General features: G+C 33.9%; 10 protein-coding genes and 5 pseudogenes. 10 read left to right on the top strand and 5 right to left on the bottom strand.

What is annotated here, in order from left to right; genetic code table 11:
* Positions 1-99: 99 nt before the first annotated feature.
* Positions 100-991 (top strand): annotated as a pseudogene (locus P5P87_RS06665) (carbon-nitrogen hydrolase).
* A gap of 323 nt (positions 992-1314) precedes the next feature.
* Here P5P87_RS06665 and P5P87_RS06660 read toward each other — a convergent pair.
* The 3 genes from P5P87_RS06660 to P5P87_RS06650 form a co-directional block, all read right to left on the bottom strand.
* Positions 1315-2574 (bottom strand): OmpA family protein, encoded by a 1260-nt coding sequence (locus tag P5P87_RS06660; protein WP_198856055.1) that lies wholly within the window; start codon positions 2572-2574, stop codon positions 1315-1317.
* Between the two features lie 202 nt (positions 2575-2776).
* Positions 2777-3268 (bottom strand): choice-of-anchor I domain-containing protein, encoded by a 492-nt coding sequence (locus tag P5P87_RS06655; protein WP_278022016.1) that lies wholly within the window; start codon positions 3266-3268, stop codon positions 2777-2779.
* Positions 3240-4256: a choice-of-anchor I family protein gene (locus P5P87_RS06650; RefSeq protein WP_278022015.1), complete on the bottom strand. Its 1017-nt coding sequence runs from the start codon at positions 4254-4256 to the stop codon at positions 3240-3242. Before P5P87_RS06650 ends, P5P87_RS06655 begins: the two co-directional genes overlap by 29 nt.
* A 227-nt stretch (positions 4257-4483) precedes the next feature.
* On the opposite strand from P5P87_RS06650, the gene P5P87_RS06645 reads away from it, so the two are divergent.
* Together P5P87_RS06645 and P5P87_RS06640 are read left to right on the top strand one after the other, a co-directional pair.
* Complete coding sequence (locus P5P87_RS06645; protein WP_198856053.1) at positions 4484-5524, top strand: agmatine deiminase family protein; 1041 nt, start codon at positions 4484-4486, stop codon at positions 5522-5524.
* Between the two features lie 213 nt (positions 5525-5737).
* Entirely contained in the window at positions 5738-6922 is a 1185-nt protein-coding gene (locus P5P87_RS06640; protein ID WP_278022014.1) for an endonuclease/exonuclease/phosphatase family protein, read from the top strand.
* A gap of 93 nt (positions 6923-7015) precedes the next feature.
* On the opposite strand, the gene fahA is transcribed toward P5P87_RS06640, so the two are convergent.
* Positions 7016-8299 (bottom strand): fumarylacetoacetase, encoded by a 1284-nt coding sequence (gene fahA, locus P5P87_RS06635; RefSeq protein WP_198856051.1) that lies wholly within the window; start codon positions 8297-8299, stop codon positions 7016-7018.
* 110 nt (positions 8300-8409) lie between these two features.
* On the opposite strand from fahA, the pseudogene glyA reads away from it, so the two are divergent.
* The 6 genes and pseudogenes from glyA to P5P87_RS06600 all read left to right on the top strand — a co-directional run bounded on the left by glyA (position 8410) and on the right by P5P87_RS06600 (position 14198).
* Positions 8410-9685 (top strand): annotated as a pseudogene (glyA, locus tag P5P87_RS06630) (serine hydroxymethyltransferase).
* A gap of 147 nt (positions 9686-9832) precedes the next feature.
* Positions 9833-10426 carry a MiaE family protein gene (locus P5P87_RS06625; protein ID WP_278022013.1) on the top strand — a complete coding sequence of 198 codons (594 nt, stop codon included), beginning with the start codon at positions 9833-9835 and terminating at the stop codon, positions 10424-10426.
* 217 nt (positions 10427-10643) lie between these two features.
* Positions 10644-11683, top strand: a pseudogene (locus tag P5P87_RS06620) (GMP reductase).
* 2 nt (positions 11684-11685) lie between these two features.
* Entirely contained in the window at positions 11686-12183 is a 498-nt protein-coding gene (locus tag P5P87_RS06615) for a GNAT family N-acetyltransferase (protein ID WP_278022012.1), read from the top strand.
* 108 nt (positions 12184-12291) lie between these two features.
* On the top strand, positions 12292-12858 hold the full coding sequence (locus P5P87_RS06610) for a TetR/AcrR family transcriptional regulator (protein ID WP_278022011.1): 567 nt from the start codon (positions 12292-12294) through the stop codon (positions 12856-12858).
* 39 nt (positions 12859-12897) lie between these two features.
* Positions 12898-14198 (top strand): annotated as a pseudogene (locus P5P87_RS06600) (MFS transporter).
* A 126-nt stretch (positions 14199-14324) separates the two neighbouring features.
* Here the strand turns inward: P5P87_RS06600 and P5P87_RS06595 are convergent.
* On the bottom strand, positions 14325-14903 hold the full coding sequence (locus P5P87_RS06595; protein WP_278022008.1) for a pentapeptide repeat-containing protein: 579 nt from the start codon (positions 14901-14903) through the stop codon (positions 14325-14327).
* Between the two features lie 158 nt (positions 14904-15061).
* Here P5P87_RS06595 and aspA point away from each other — a divergent pair.
* A pseudogene (gene aspA / locus P5P87_RS06590) lies at positions 15062-16470 on the top strand (aspartate ammonia-lyase).
* Positions 16471-16622: the final 152 nt, after the last annotated feature.

Genomic DNA, 16622 nt, shown 5'->3' with positions numbered 1-16622 from the left:
TTCGCTAACGTGAAATGATCTTTAATTTAATATTAGACCGATTTGCAAACTTTGACATTCCTTTAAAATTTACTACTTTTGCACTCTAAATTTTATGTCATGGCGAAAAGAAAGTATAAAATATCGGTTATTCAGTTAAATCTGAATGATGTTGCCGAAAATAATCTTAAAAAATGTATCAGTTGGGTAAGAGATGCTTGCAAGTCAAGGTGCAGAAGTTATCTTAATGCCTGAATTATATAGCAGTCATTATTTTTGTCAAAGTGAAGATGTAGATAATTTTGCATTAGCAGAGCCATTGTACAGCACTTCATTTATTGCATTCAGCGAATTGGCAAAAGAATTAGGAGTAGTAATTATTGTTCCTTTCTTCGAGAAAAGAATGGCTGGAATCTATCATAATAGTGCTTACATTATTGATACTGACGGAACTGAAGCTGGTTTATATCGTAAAATGCATATTCCAGACGATCCACATTTCTATGAGAAATTCTATTTCACACCAGGAGATTTAGGTTTCCAAGCTATTGAAACTAAAAAAGGAACAGTTGGAACTTTAATTTGCTGGGATCAATGGTATCCAGAAGCTGCTCGTATTACAGCTCTTAAAGGTGCTGAGGTTTTATTTTACCCAACAGCAATCGGATGGCATCCTAAAGAAAAAGAACAGTACGGAGAAAACCAATATGGCGCTTGGATGAATGTTATGAAAGGTCATGCAGTTGCTAATGGCGTTTTCGTAGCGGCAGCTAATCGAATTGGGTTAGAAAAATATCTTGAAGGAACAGAAGGAATTCAGTTCTGGGGAGCTTCTTTCATTGCTGGACCGCAAGGAGAAATTTTGGCTCAAGCTTCTCACGATAAAGAAGAAATCTTAATTGCTGAGGTTGATTTAGATTTACAAGAAAATGTTCGTCAAAACTGGCCATTCTTCAGAGATAGAAGAATTGATGCTTTTGGAGACATTACAAAAAGAGCAATTGATAAATAATTTGATTTATCTAAAATATAAAAAAGGACAAAATATACATTTTGTCCTTTTTTTGTAAGCTTCGGAGAAGCGAAATATTTATAGCACCTCAATAAAACAAAATGAAAAAGCTCCAGTGGAGCGACATGTATTAGATTGTAAAAGAACATTTTGTTCCACTGGAGCTTTATATCGTAAACGCATATTGTTTGCTATAAATATTTCGCTTCTCCGAAGCTTCAAATAAGTATTCAAAATCTATTTTTAAAATACTGTTTTATAATAAAAAGGAGCTATTTCAATACGAAATAGCTCCTTTTCTGCTTTTTAGCTTTATATATAAATTACTTCACTTGGAAAGTAACTCTTCTCACGATCTGACGTGCCTCTTTAGAATTTTTGTTAACAGAAGTATCTTCTCCGTTAGCAATTACATTCAATCTTGAAGCATCAATACCTGCATTTACAGCCACTTTTTTAACAGCTTCAGCTCTTTTTCTTGATAGCTCAACATTGTAGTTTGAGTTTCCAATTTCGTCAGCATATCCAATAATATCTGCTGATTTTCCAGGATTGTTTTTCAAATATTTCACTAAGAAATCTACACCAGATAAAGAAGCGTTTGTAGGTTTAGACGAGTTGAAATCGAAATAAACATTTACATAACCACCGTTGATTAATTCTTCAACAGTATTGTTTGTAGCTGTTCCAGCACCTTTTTTCTCGTAAGTTTTATCCAAATAGCTTTCTAGCTCATCTGGCACACCATTTTGATTATTATCAATAGATTGCCCTTTTGTATTAACAGCAACTCCGGCAATAGAGTTTGGTTCTAAATCGTATAAATCAGCAACTCCATCTTTGTCTGAATCGATAAGACCAGTTTCGATTAAGTCCACTCTTTTTTCCAATTCGCCAATTCTATCTTCTTCACCAACCCAGTCAGCATGTTTCTGGTTTTTTCCTAAGTAGAACGTTAAACCAACAGAAGCATTCAGTAAAATACCGTCAAAAGAACCAGTTGTTGTGTTTCCCATTCCGTCAAAGTTCCAGTTTTGTCTTCCGTTTATAATTCCAGTAAGATCTCCTGTTAAAGCTACTCGGTCACTTAATCTGATTTGTCCAGTTAAACCGGCAATTCCGTGAGCCATGTAATCTTGACCTCCAAATCCTGTTTCAGTGCTAATTTGAGAAACTCCAAAACCTCCATGTGCTAAAAGACCAATTGTGTTTGTCCAAGTTTCAAAATTTAATGCACGTCCAACATTGATAACCCCTTGTAAACTTGCTCTAACATAGCGGCTTTCAAAATCTGGAGTATCTTTTTTCTCTTTAAATTGGTCGTAACCAACATCTAATTTCAAACCAAATTTTGGATTAAACATATATCTTACTCCTAGATCACCGTGAAAAAAGTTTAATGATTCAGTAGTATAACCTGGAGTCATAGCTCTTGTTGGTTTGTTAACACCACCATTAAGTTCAATTGACCATTTGTTGTATTCTTGCTCTACATTAGGTTTTGTAGAAGTCGTAGCCATATTTTGTGCGCCTGCCGCAAAAGATAGTAATAATAGAGAGGCTGATACTAATTTCTTTTTCATGATATCAAAAATTAAATTGTTTTTATTTTAAACTCATGAACAAAATTAGAAGTCGAATCTTAGAATGTGTTGTATATACTCTTACATAATTCCCATCTTTTGGCTTTTAATTATGTAAATCCGTTAAAATTAGTCTAATAGAAAGCGAAAAAAAAGGACAAAATTCACATTTTGTCCTTTTGCTATCCTGAAAAAATATTAATTATTTCAAATCTGGCTGATAAATTTTAACAGTTCCATCACCTTCGTCGCTTACTACTAATAAGCTTCTTTTTGTTGGGCTTTTTGAAGCTGGAATAAATAATAAACCTTCTGGAGCATCTCCTGTTTTTACTGTTTGTAAATATTGTGGAGAAGTTGGGTTTGTTGCATCATAAACCATAAAAGCATCAGATCTTTCTAAACCAACAAATAAAATATTTTGATTTCCCATTTTAGCTACAACCACAGCTTCTGGCTCAGAACCTTTGTCATCGCTTCTTTTGTCATCGTATGTGCCAATTTCATTTGTTTTTTTGTCAACATCATTTTTACTGTCAAAAACGATTTTTCCAGTGTTTCCATTCCAAATAGAAAATGATCTACCTCCAAAACTTACCATTTCGTCCAAATCTCCATCTCCGTCAGTATCTCCCATATCAGCAACAAGGTTTAATCTTCCCATGTTAGCATCTAATTTTAAAGTAGCAAGCATCTGGAAAAGCCGTTGCATCAAGTGTCATGTTTTTCATACGCTTTACATCAGTGTAAGCAGTATATTCTCTTGCATCACCTTCATTAGCGGTTACAAAATAAGGAACATTGTTTACAGTATAATGGCTGATGGCGTCTGGCATATAAAGACCTTTTACTTTCCATGGATTGAATGCAATTTTATTGTCGCTATCGCTAACATCAATTGCATTTTCAGCAGTATTGTAATCTTTTAAACCTAAAGGGTAAATTGCTGTAATAGTTTTAGAAGTTAAATCGACCTTTGCAACACCATTATTTTCTTGTAAAGTTACCCAAGCCGTTTTAGAATCGTCAGAAATGGTGATGTATTCTGGCTCGATATCTTGAGCGAAACTAGTTTTAGCAAATTTTGAAATTCTAAATCCGTCTTTTTTCAGTGCTTCTGCCTGACCTGCAAACGAACTAAAATCTAAAGTTGTTACATTATAAGTACTAGTTTCAATGATCGAAATTGTTCCGTTTGGATCTTGCGAATAATCAGTATTTGGCTCACCTTCGTTAGCGGTCATGATGTATTTTCCATCAGGAGAAAAAGTAATCATATCGGGCAATGCACCAACTGTAACTTGCTTAATTAAGCTATAATCTGAAGTGTTGAAAATAACTACTTTACCGTTTCCTTGTTTGTTTACTGTAGATTCTAAAGCTACAGCAAGTTTTCCGTCAAAAACAGAAACACTGTTTGCAGCGCCTTCATATGTAGCCAAATTAATTTGTCCTATTTTAAGAGGTTTTGTCGGATCAGAGATGTCGATAACATCAATTTGATTTACACCGCTGTTATTTACAGTAAAAAGTCTTTTTGTTTTTTCGCAGTAAGCCGAGATTTCTGCAGCGGCTTCTCCGCCAATTGTAATAGAACCAATTTCTTTAAAAGTTCCAGGATTTTCATTTGCACCAACTTCGGGAGTGCTGTTTGAATTTTCGTCATTGTTACAGCTTGCCAATATAAAAAGGGCTGACTAATAATGAGATTGATAAATTTTTCATGTGTTAGTTTTTAGTTTTGGCAAAAGTAATTCTGAGCCTTCTGTTAAATATTAAGTAGGTATTATTTAATCTTTAACTTAATTTTTGCAAGATATTTTTTGTGAAATTAGAGATGATTTTTGCTCAGTTGTTTTAAAATCCTAACGAATGCTTATCTTTGCACTTTCTAAATTAGAACGTATTTATGTCAACAAATAATAGAAGATTTCCAGCAGAATGGGAAAAACAGCAAGGAATTGTATTGTGTTTTCCGCATAATGGTAACGATTGGCCAGGAAAATATGAAGCTGTTCAATGGGCTTTTGTAGAGTTTATTAAAAAAGTAGCGACTTTTGAAACTGTTTTTTTGGTGGTTGCCGATGAAAAACTAAAAGAAAAAGTTGCTGATATGCTTGAAAGAGCTCGCGTTAATACTGAAAACGTTTCTTATATTGTTCATAAAACAAACAGAAGCTGGATGCGCGATTCAGGACCAATTATTGTAAAAAATGGTTCAAAAAGAGAAGCGTTAAACTTCAACTTTAATGGATGGGCAAAATATAAAAACTACCAATTAGACAAATTCGTTCCGGGTAAAGTGGCAGATTTTATTGATGTTCCTTTAACTCAAGTAATGTACAAAGGAAAACCAGTAATTGTAGAAGGTGGAGCGATTGATGTAAACGGAAAAGGAACTTTATTGACTTCTGAAGAGTGTTTGATGCACCCAACAATTCAAGTAAGAAATCCTGGTTTTACAAAAGAAGATTACGAAGCTGTTTTTAAAGAGTATCTTGGAGTTACAAACGTAATTTGGCTGGGAGACGGGATAGAAGGAGATGATACGCACGGACATATCGACGATTTATGCCGATTTGTAAATGAAGATACAATCGTAACGATTGTAGAAACAGATAAAAACGATTCAAACTATAAGCCATTACAGGATAATTTGAAACGTCTGCAAAATGCAAAACTAGAAAACGGAAAATCTCCAGTAATTGTAGCATTGCCAATGCCAAAACGTGTTGATTTTGAAGATTTAAGATTGCCAGCAAGCTATGCTAATTTCTTAATCTTGAATAATTGCGTTTTAGTGCCAACATTTAACGATAGTAATGATCGAGTTGCTTTGAATATCTTGGCAGAATGTTTCCCAGATCGTGAAGTAATCGGTATTAGCTGTATTGATTTCATTTGGGGATTTGGAACTTTACATTGTTTAAGTCAGCAGATTCCTGCATAAAAATAGTAGTCGCAGATTATAAAATAATCGTTTTGATTTTTTTAATCTGTGATAAAATTATCAGATATACAGAGACTTTCTTCTGTATTTTAAGTCGCCACCAAAAGTGGCGGCTTTTTTTGTCGTATATTTAACAGACAGATTTGCCGTCTGTCAAAACATCCTTCTTATATTCGTATGTTCAATAATGCAGAAATGCAGATTTAATTTTATATGAAGAAAATATTTTTTATCCTTTCCGTGCTTTCTTCCGGAGCTCTTTTTTCACAGTCCGATTCACAAGACAAAAATGAACTTACCTTTGCTACCTACAATGTAAGTATGGAATCTGATAATTATTCTCCCAAAGGTGCAATGGGAAAATCGGAGCAGATGTTAATTAATCAACTTAGTTCAGGGCATAATGCTCAAATCAGAAATATTGCCCAGATTATTCAGACCGTTAAGCCAGATGTAATTTTGCTAAACGAGTTTGATTATATTAAAGATCCTGAACTTGGCGTAAAGGCATTTATAAAAAATTATTTGAATGTGAGCCAAGGCGGAGCAGCAGCCATCGATTATCCTTACTACTATTATTCGACAGTGAATACTGGCCAGCCAAGCCCTTATGATTTGAACAATGACGGAAAGTTGAGTAATTCAGGAAATGATGCATGGGCATTTGGTATGTATCCTGGGCAATATGGGATGATGCTTTTGTCTAAATATCCTATTGATGTTAATGCAATTCGTACTTTTCAACATTTTAAATGGAAAGATATGCCAGAAGCATTAATTACCAAAAAAGCAGATGGATCGGATTGGTATAGCAAGAAAGCATGGAAAGAATTTCCATTATCTTCAAAATCTCACTGGGATGTTCCTGTAGAAATTGGTAATAAAACAGTTCATGTTTTAGTTAGTCATCCAACTCCTCCCACTTTTGATGGTGCTGAAGACCGCAATGGGAAAAGAAATCACGATGAAATCAGATTCTGGAGAGATTATATTTCAGACAATTCGGCTTCGTATATTTATGATGATAAAGGTTTAAAAGGCGGATTGCCTCCAAATTCTCGATTTGTCATAATGGGTGATCAAAACGCTTCACCAGTTGAGGGAGATGCTATTAGAGAAGGCATAAAGTCTTTAGTAGAGAGTCCGAAAATTAATAGCGACTTTACACCCGCTAGTAAAGGTGGTGCTGAATTTAGTCCTAAAAATCCTTTTGGAGTTAATCATACGGCTTTTTGGAGAATGCGTGCAGATTATGTATTGCCATCGAGACTTGGTTTTAAGATTGTTAACAGTGGTGTGTTCTGGCCTGCAAAGGGTGAGCCAATGTCAGAATTAGTCGAAAAACGAGAGTCAAGCTCTGATCATCGTTTGGTTTGGGTAAAAGTAATTTTAGAATAAGTAACTTTTTCTTTCATTTAATAAAAGCATAAAAAAACCTTGGCTATGACCAAGGTTTTTTATTTTTTATATCTCTTCAGATTGATCTGCTCTTCATTGTCTTGTAAAAGGAGGTAACAATTGGCTAGAAACTTCTCCAAATCCAATTCTTACTTCTTTATTTTCACAGAAACCACGAATAATTACAGTATCATTATCCTCAATAAATTTGCGTTCGCTTCCGTCTTTTAATTTAAGCGGATTTTTTCCACCCCAAGTTAATTCTAGCATAGAACCAAAACTATCTGGAGTTGGACCAGAAATTGTTCCAGAACCCATCATGTCACCAGAATTCACGCGACATCCGTTTGATGTATGGTGTGTCAATTGCTGAGCCATAGACCAATACATATATTTGAAATTAGATGTTGAAATCACAGTTTCTTCCTGATCTTCTGGTTGTAAAGAAACTTCTAAATGAATATCAAAAGCCTTTTTTCCTTTTGTCTGTAAATAAGGAAGTGGTGAAGGATCTTGTTTTGGTCCCTTAGTTCTAAAAGGTTCCAAAGCATCCATAGTTACAATCCAAGGTGAAATTGAAGTAGCAAAGTTTTTTGCTAAGAATGGTCCAAGAGGCACATATTCCCATTTTTGCATATCGCGCGCACTCCAGTCATTTAGTAAAACCATTCCGAAAATATAATCTTCAGCTTCGTAAGTTGAAATATTTTCTCCCATTACATTAACGTCTGTTGTAATGAAAGCCGTTTCCAATTCAAAATCTACTAAACGCGAAGCACCAAAAACAGGTGTGTCATGACCAGCTGGTAAAGTTTGTCCCATTGGTCTGTGAACCGGAATTCCAGATGGTACAATTGTAGAGCTTCTTCCATGATATCCAACTGGAATATGAAGCCAGTTTGGCAGTAATGCATTTTCTGGGTCACGGAACATTTTACCTACATTTGTAGCATGTTCTCTACTTGAATAAAAGTCAGTATAATCACCAATTAAAACTGGTAATTGCATCTCTACATCTTCGATCTTAAATATAACAATATCGCGGTGTTTTGTTGAATCTCTTAGCTGAGGATTAGTTTCGTCGAATATCTCTGCGATACGATTTCTAACTAAACGCCATGTTTTTTTTCCGTCAGAAATAAAATCATTTAGCGTATCCTGCATAAACATATCATCAGTTAATTCTATTCCCTCAAAATAGTTTAATTGCTGTAAAGCCCCTAAATCTATGGCGTAATCGCCAATTCTAGTTCCTACAGTAACGACATTTTCTTTCGTAAGAAATACACCAAAAGGAATATTCTGAATAGGGAAGTCGCTATTTTCTGGTACTTCTAACCATGATTTTCTACTGGTATCGTTGGCGGTTATTGGCATGTTTTAATGTTAATTATTTGTTGAAAAATTACATGTCAAATATATCATAATCTAGCAGTTTGACAAACGTTTTTTTGTATTTTTGCGTGAAATTAACGAAAAACAAAAAAATGCAACGCGACGAACAAATTTTTGATCTTATCCAAGAGGAGAAAGAAAGACAAATTCACGGATTAGAGCTTATTGCTTCTGAGAATTTTGTAAGTGATGAAGTAATGGCAAGCAGCAGGGTCTGTTTTAACGAATAAATATGCAGAGGGTTATCCTGGTAAAAGATACTACGGCGGTTGCGAAGTAGTTGACGTTATTGAGCAAATTGCAATTGACAGAGCTAAAGAATTATTTGGCGCTGAATATGCAAACGTACAGCCTCACTCGGGTTCTCAGGCAAATACATCTGTTTACCACGCTTGTTTAAATCCTGGTGACACGATTTTAGGTTTCGATTTATCTCACGGAGGTCACTTAACTCACGGTTCTCCTGTAAACTTCTCAGGACGTTTATACCGTCCAGTTTTCTACGGTGTAGATGCTGAAACTGGTCGTTTAGATTATGATAAAATTCAAGAAATTGCAACTAAAGAACAGCCAAAATTAATCATCGCTGGAGCTTCGGCTTATTCTCGTGATATGGATTTTGCTCGTTTTAGACAAATTGCTGACAGCGTAGGAGCAATTTTATTTGCTGATATTTCTCACCCAGCAGGTCTTATTGCAAAAGGACTAATGAATGATCCAATTCCACATTGCCATATTGTTTCTACAACAACTCACAAAACATTAAGAGGACCACGTGGAGGTCTTATTTTAATGGGTAAAGATTTCCCAAATCCACAAGGATTAACAACTCCAAAAGGAGAAATCAGAATGATGTCTTCTTTATTAGATTTAGCTGTTTTCCCTGGAAATCAAGGTGGACCTTTAATGCACATTATCGTTGCTAAAGCAGTTGCTTTTGGTGAAGCATTAAAAGATGATTTCTTTACTTATGCAATGCAATTAAAAAAGAATGCAAATGCAATGGCTGATGCTTTCGTAAAAAGAGGTTACAACATTATCTCTGGCGGAACAGACAACCACATGATGCTTATTGACTTAAGAAACAAAGGTATTTCTGGAAAAGAAGCTGAAAATGCATTAGTAAAAGCTGAAATTACAGTAAACAAAAACATGGTTCCTTTTGACGATAAATCACCATTTATCACTTCTGGAATTCGTGTTGGAACAGCTGCAATCACAACTCGTGGTTTAGTTGAAAAAGATATGGAAACTATTGTAGCGCTTATCGATAAAGTATTAACTAATCATACAAATGAGGATGTTATCGAAGAAGTTGCTGAAGAAGTAAACGAATTAATGAGCGAAAGACCAATTTTTGCATATTAAAAATTAGTCAAAAGTCATAAAGTCGAAGGTCGAAAGTCTAAAAATGGAAGTAAATTTCTATATTTAGTTTTTGATCTTCGATTTTTCTTTTAAAGTTTTCCAAAGACTTTATGACTTTCAACTTTCAAACTTTAAGACTTAAAAAAAATGGGCGTATTAAGATTACAATTGCCAACCGACCCAAGATGGGTAAATATTGTTGAGAAGAACATTGAAGAAATCTTAACAGATCACGCTTGGTGTGAGCAGAAAGCGACAACAAACGCGATTACAATTATTACGAATAACTCTGAGCATCAAGATTTAGTAAAAGACCTATTAGCTTTAGCTAAAGAAGAAATCGATCATTTTGAGCAAGTTCACAACATTATTATCAAAAGAGGATTAAAATTAGGTCGTGAGCGTAAAGATGATTACGTAAACGAACTGTATCAATACATGAAAAAAAGCGGTGACGGAAGCCGTGTTTCTGGTCTTGTAGAACGATTACTATTTTCTGCAATGATCGAGGCTAGAAGCTGTGAACGTTTTAAAGTACTTTCTGAAAACATTAAAGACGAAGAATTGGCGCTTTTTTATAGAGAATTAATGGAAAGCGAAGCAGGGCATTACACCACTTTTATTACTTACGCTCGTAAATATGGTACAGGAATAGACGTTGAAAAACGTTGGAGAGAATGGCTAGCTTTTGAAGAGTCAATTATTACCAATTACGGAAAAGGAGAAACAATTCACGGATAGTTTTTTTGTTTCAAGTTTCAGGTTTCAGGTTTTGTCAGGCTGAGCGAAGTCGAAGCCACGCAAAGTAGATTTCAGTTTCAAAAAAACGTTTAATCAGCGTTTTAGCTAAAGCGAATCAATTTCTGAATTGTTCAAAAGTTCGAGTTTTTGTTAATCTAAAATCTAAAGTCTACAATCTAAAATTCCTTACATTTGAGAGTAACCAAAATCTCGAATTATGAGAATAGAAATGGACCTAAAACTGGGTTTTAAAGATGTAATGTTTAGACCTAAAAGATCAACACTGAAAAGCAGATCTGAAGTTTCCTGGAACAAAATTTCAAGTTTTTACACAGTACTTCAAATTGGACAGGAATTCCGATTATGGCAGCCAATATGGATACTGTGGGAACTTTTGAAATTGCAAAGGTTTTGGCAAAAGAAAAGCTTTTTACAGCAATCCATAAACATTACACTTTAGAAGAGTGGAATAATTTCTTAAAAAATGTAACTCCAGATTTCTACGATTATATTGCTGTAAGCACTGGAACGGGAAAAGAAGATTTTGAGAAGATTGAAAAAATAATTGCAGAAAATCTGTTACTGAAATTTATTTGTATTGATGTTGCTAACGGCTATTCAGAACATTTTGTTCAGTTTTTAAAACAAACTCGCAAACAGTATCCCGATAAAATCATTATAGCAGGAAATGTGGTTACTGGAGAAATGACAGAAGAGTTGCTTTTAGCTGGAGCAGACATTGTAAAAGTCGGAATTGGACCAGGTTCTGTTTGTACAACTCGTGTTAAAACAGGTGTTGGTTATCCGCAGTTATCGGCTATTATTGAATGTGCCGATGCAGCTCATGGTTTAGGTGGTCATATTATCAGTGATGGTGGCTGTTCTACTCCAGGCGATGTTGCTAAAGCTTTTGGTGCAGGAGCCGATTTTGTAATGTTGGGAGGAATGCTCGCGGGACACACAGAAAGCGGCGGTGAATTAATCGAAATAAAAGGCGAAAAATTCAAACAGTTTTACGGAATGAGCTCGAAAACTGCAATGGACAAGCATTCCGGCGGAGTTGCAGAATACAGAGCAAGTGAAGGAAAAACAGTTCAGGTTCCGTTTAAAGGAGATGTTATTAATACTGTTTTAGATATTTTAGGCGGAATAAGAAGCACATGTACTTATGTTGGCGCTTCAAGATTAAAAGAATTGACTAAACGAACGACTTTCATCCGCGTAAGCGAACAAGAAAATCAAGTTTTTACTAAATAAATATGATTAAAATTACAGAAGCATTTGTTGAAGATATTGCTAAAATTCAAGAAATCGCACATATAACATGGCCTATTACTTATGGCGAAATTTTAACTGCGGAACAATTAGAATACATGTTAAATCTAATTTATTCTAATGAAGCATTATCAAAGCAAATTCAGAATAAAGAACAGTTGTTTTATTTAATTTCAGATTCAGAATCGGTTATTGGTTTTATCGGAATTGAACACAATTATAAAGGAGAAGCTATTACTAAAATCCATAAAATTTATCTTCTGCCAGAAACACAAGGAAAAGGTTATGGCAAAAAAGTTTTTGAAGAAATTGGAAAAATGGCTTTGGAAAGTAACTCAAACGAACTTTTATTGAACGTAAACCGTTTTAATACGGCGTTGAATTTCTATAAAAAACTTGGTTTCGAAATTAAAGAAACCGTTGATATCGAAATAGGAAATGGATATTTAATGGAAGATTATGTAATGGGAAAAGGTTTGTAGTTAATTTATATTAACGAATTTTAAAATCACAGCTTTTGTGATTTTTTTTATTTTGAAATAAATAGATAACTCTATCTATTTTTGTTTTATCTTTGGCAAAAAGAAAAAATGAAACAGAAAAGCAGTGTAAAAGAACGAATACTCGATACAGCATCCCGTCTGTTTTATCATCAGGGATTTAATAGCACAGGAATTAATCAGATTATTGCTGAGGCAGATATTGCAATTGGTTCGCTTTACAAACACTATGAGTCTAAAAGTGATTTGTTGTATCATTATCTTGAACAGCAGGAAACAGAATATTTTGCCAATCTCAATGACTATTTAAAAGACGAGAAACCTTCCTTAAAAAAACTTCTAAAATTAATAGATTACCGTATTAAACTTCAGGAAGAATCAAATTTTTCCGGATGCCATTTCATAAAAATAAATGCTGAAATAGGTAGAGAAGATAAAAAAATAGAACAGTTTGTTCAAGCACATAAAGAGCGCCAGCGTGAGTATATTAATGGATTAGTTGATGAAATTAGTACAGTAAAAACGCTTTTAATAGAAAAAAAAGCACTACAAAACAGTATTTTTTTGATGATTGAAGGAGCTGTAGTTTCGGCAGGTATAAGCGGAAATACGAATGATCTAAAAACCGTAAAAAAAAGTATAAATCAGTTTTTCTGATTTTTTTTAACCAAAAATAGATAGACTGTTCTATATATTATGAAAAATAAAAAATACATTTCGCTCCTTATATTGTCGCTTGCACATTTGCTTACTATTTTGGATATATTTATTGTAAACGTTGCTATTCCGTCAATTCAGCGTGGGCTTGGTTCAAGTAATGGAAAAATCCAATTAGTTGTAGCTATGTATATGGTTGGATTTGCTTCTTTTTTGATAATTGGCGGAAAAATGGGAGATTATTTTGGAAGAAAAAAATCTTTATTCTAGGACTGTTTTTGTTTATGGTCACTTCTGCAGGATGCGGGTTTGCTACCACTACAAATCAGCTTATTGCTTTGAGGTTTTTTCAAGGTATAAGTGCAAGCTTAATGGCTCCACAAGTTCTATCTTATATTCAAATTCTCTTTGTCAGTCATAAGGAACGCACTTATGCAATGGGCTGGTACGGAATTGCAATTGGAATTGGTACAATGCTGGGGCAGTTTTTAGGAGGTTTTCTTGTAGAACTCCAACCGTTTTTAATCGATAAATCGTGGAGGTATATATTCCTTATCAATATTCCTATTTGTATAATAACGATTTTTCTAGCCATTCGTTATCTCAATCAATCCAGAGACAATTCTTCTTTACAAATGGATTATTGGAGTGCAGTTATATTATGCATAGGGCTTGCTTTACTAGTTTTTTCGATGGCTGTGGGATTAGAACAAAAAGATTTGGTTGCAATTACGCTGACGATTTCTATAGTATTTCTGATAGGTTTTATATTTAGACAGATCAAAAGAAAATTAAAGAAAAAAGAGCCATTATTGAATATGGAGCTTTTTACACACAAGAATTTCAACATTGCGGTTTCGGCTTCTGCTCTTTTTATGCTAATGCTCGATGCTTATTTTTTTGTATTAGCAATTTTTCTGCAAGACGGTATTAGACTTTCTCCTATGCAAGCAGGATATTTTATTGTATTTCAAGGATGCGGTTTTATTTTAGCATCATTTTTTGCGACTAGATTGGTGCTTCAGTATGGTAAAAATGTATTGATTTTTGGAGTGTTGCTTCTTATGTTTTCTCTTGTTTTTCAGCTGGTCCTTTTTTATTATCAATCAATCGATTACAAGGGATATTTTGTCATGTTTTTGCACGGTATTGGTGTAGCCTTGGTTCTGCCTTCATTTGCTAATATTGCGCTGAAAGATTTACCCCAAAACAGGATTGGAAATGCATCAGGAGTTTATTCTACATTGCGAGCAATTGTTTGGTGCATTGGGCATTACCTTAACAGGAGGTGTATTTTACTATTTTGCAAAAGGAAAAACAGATTATACAGATTTTTATAATGCTTTTTTCTATGGCACATTAATTCATTTGCTTTGCTTAACAAGTGTATTGCTTATTTTATTTCTGTTGCCCAATTCTGTTCTTCCCGCAAAAACAGAAAAAGAATAGTAAAAAAACGATTATTACTAACTCACAATCACATCATGCGCAAACAATAATCCCTTCACTTCCTTCAAAGAAAAAATAGCTTTTTTTAATTTAGTTTTAGAAGGATCAATAGTATAATTATAACTGGTTTTAAAATCGGCTTTATTAGCAATGGCTTTGTTGAATTCAGAACGATATAAGTCACAATTATCGAAAATTACGCTAGTTAAATCTGCCGCCATAAAATCTACTGCAATTAAACTGCAATTGGTAAACGGAGTTCCTTTCAATTTTAAAGTATAAAACTTAGAAAAATCGAGAACACAATCATTAAAATGAACTTCAAAAATTAGTTTATCACACATAGCGAAATTCACTTCTTTAATTTTGCATCGATTAAAAGTAACAGTTCTCAATGCCACATAATTGATTTTTGCTTCGCTGAAAATACAGTCATTAAAAACGCAATCAATGAAAGTAACGGCTAAAAACGTGCATGCAGAAAAGTTACAATTGTTAAAAACGCAAGATTCAAAGTCTTTAAAATTCAAATCGTCTTTGGCGTAAACAATCGTATTGTATTCTTTATCAAGAAAATATTCGCTTTCTTTTTTCAATTCTTTTTCAATAATTATTTGAGGTTGAAAAGTTAATAATTTGCTATAGAATTTTCGATGAAAATCGGAATCATTTTGAAATTATTAACGACTTTAGAATAAAAAATTAATGTAGCTTTACACTTATTTTTTAAGTTAAAACAGATCAATTTTATTATATGGAATCAACAAGAAAAGAGCATGATTTTCTAGGAGAATTAGAAATTCCAAATCATTTATACTACGGAATCCAAACTTTTAGAGCTGTAGAGAATTTCAACATTACAGGAATTCCGATTTCAAAAGAGCCTTTATTCATCAAAGCTTTAGGATATGTAAAAAAGGTCATGCTTTAGCCAATAAAGACTGTGGCACAATTGATTCTAAAATTGCCGAAGCAATCTGTTACGGAAGCGATCAGGTTATTGCTGGCAAATTTGATCAGGAATTTGTAAGCGATTTAATTCAGGGCGGAGCAGGAACTTCTGTAAACATGAACGCCAATGAAGTAATTGCCAATATTGGACTAGAATATTTAGGTCATAAAAAAGGAGAGTACAATTTTCTTCATCCAAACAATCATGTAAACTGTTCTCAATCTACAAATGATGCTTATCCATCGGCTTTTAGAATTGCTTTGTATTTGAAAATGGAAAGCTTTATTAAAACTTTTGCTGGTTTAGAAGTTGCATTTGCTAAAAAAGGAGAGGAGTTTAAAGAAGTCCTAAAAATGGGAAGAACGCAATTGCAAGATGCAGTTCCGATGACTTTAGGACAGGAATTTAAAGCTTACGCTACAACAATCGGAGAAGATATTCAGCGTTTAAAAAATGCTCAGGAATTGTTGTTAGAAATCAATATGGGAGCAACAGCCATTGGAACAAAAGTAAATGCTCCAGAAGGTTATCCAGAAATCTGCGTAAAATATCTGGCAGATGAGGTGGGAATTCCGCTGACACTTTCACCAGATTTAATTGAAGCAACGGTCGATACAGGAGCTTATGTACAGATTATGGGAACTTTAAAACGTTCTGCAGTTAAGATTTCTAAAATCTGCAACGATTTACGTTTATTAAGTTCGGGGCCAAGAACAGGTTTTAATGAAATTAATCTTCCAGCGCGTCAGCCTGGATCTTCAATTATGCCAGGAAAAGTAAATCCGGTAATTCCAGAAGTAGTAAATCAGACTTGTTTTTATGTAATTGGTCAGGATTTAACGGTGACAATGGCGGCAGAAGCAGGACAATTGCAATTAAATGTAATGGAACCTGTAATTGCTTTTGCTATGTTTACTTCGTTGGATTATCTTTCAAATGCGATTCAGACTTTAATTGATAAATGTATTAACGGAATTACAGCAAACGTAGATCATTGCTATAATATGGTAATGAACAGCATTGGAATTGTAACGCAATTAAACCCAATTTTGGGTTACGAAGAAAGTGCGAGTATTGCTGGAGAAGCTTTAAAAACGGGTAAAAGTGTGCATCAAATTGCAGTTTTGGAAAGAAAGCTGATTACACAAGAAAAATGGGACGAAATTTATTCTCTAGAGAATTTAATTCATCCAAAATTTATCACAAAATAAGGATTCCCATAAAAAATATAATAACAAGCCGTCATTTATCTGACGGCTTTTTTTATTTTAATTTTATTGGATTGTAAGTCTAATATGTTGAAAATAAGCTATATATTTACATATGAATTGATTATTGTTATAAAAAATTAAAACTTTCGCAT

It is taken from the genome of Flavobacterium ginsengisoli (genome assembly GCF_029625315.1).
Taxonomy (GTDB): domain Bacteria; phylum Bacteroidota; class Bacteroidia; order Flavobacteriales; family Flavobacteriaceae; genus Flavobacterium; species Flavobacterium ginsengisoli.
The sequence above is the reverse complement of the archived record's forward strand: the minus strand, read 5'-3'. Positions and strand labels throughout refer to the sequence as shown.

Excerpts from the sequence above, each read along its gene's own strand:
- fahA (WP_198856051.1), bottom strand. The coding sequence starts at position 8,299 with ATGCCAATAACCGCCAACGATACCAGTAGAAAATCATGGTTAGAAGTA.
- P5P87_RS06610 (WP_278022011.1), top strand. The coding sequence starts at position 12,292 with ATGAAACAGAAAAGCAGTGTAAAAGAACGAATACTCGATACAGCATCC.
- P5P87_RS06655 (WP_278022016.1), bottom strand. The coding sequence starts at position 3,268 with ATGCTTGCTACTTTAAAATTAGATGCTAACATGGGAAGATTAAACCTT.
- P5P87_RS06615 (WP_278022012.1), top strand. The coding sequence starts at position 11,686 with ATGATTAAAATTACAGAAGCATTTGTTGAAGATATTGCTAAAATTCAA.
- P5P87_RS06640 (WP_278022014.1), top strand. The coding sequence starts at position 5,738 with ATGAAGAAAATATTTTTTATCCTTTCCGTGCTTTCTTCCGGAGCTCTT.
- P5P87_RS06660 (WP_198856055.1), bottom strand. The coding sequence starts at position 2,574 with ATGAAAAAGAAATTAGTATCAGCCTCTCTATTATTACTATCTTTTGCG.
- P5P87_RS06625 (WP_278022013.1), top strand. The coding sequence starts at position 9,833 with ATGGGCGTATTAAGATTACAATTGCCAACCGACCCAAGATGGGTAAAT.
- P5P87_RS06645 (WP_198856053.1), top strand. The coding sequence starts at position 4,484 with ATGTCAACAAATAATAGAAGATTTCCAGCAGAATGGGAAAAACAGCAA.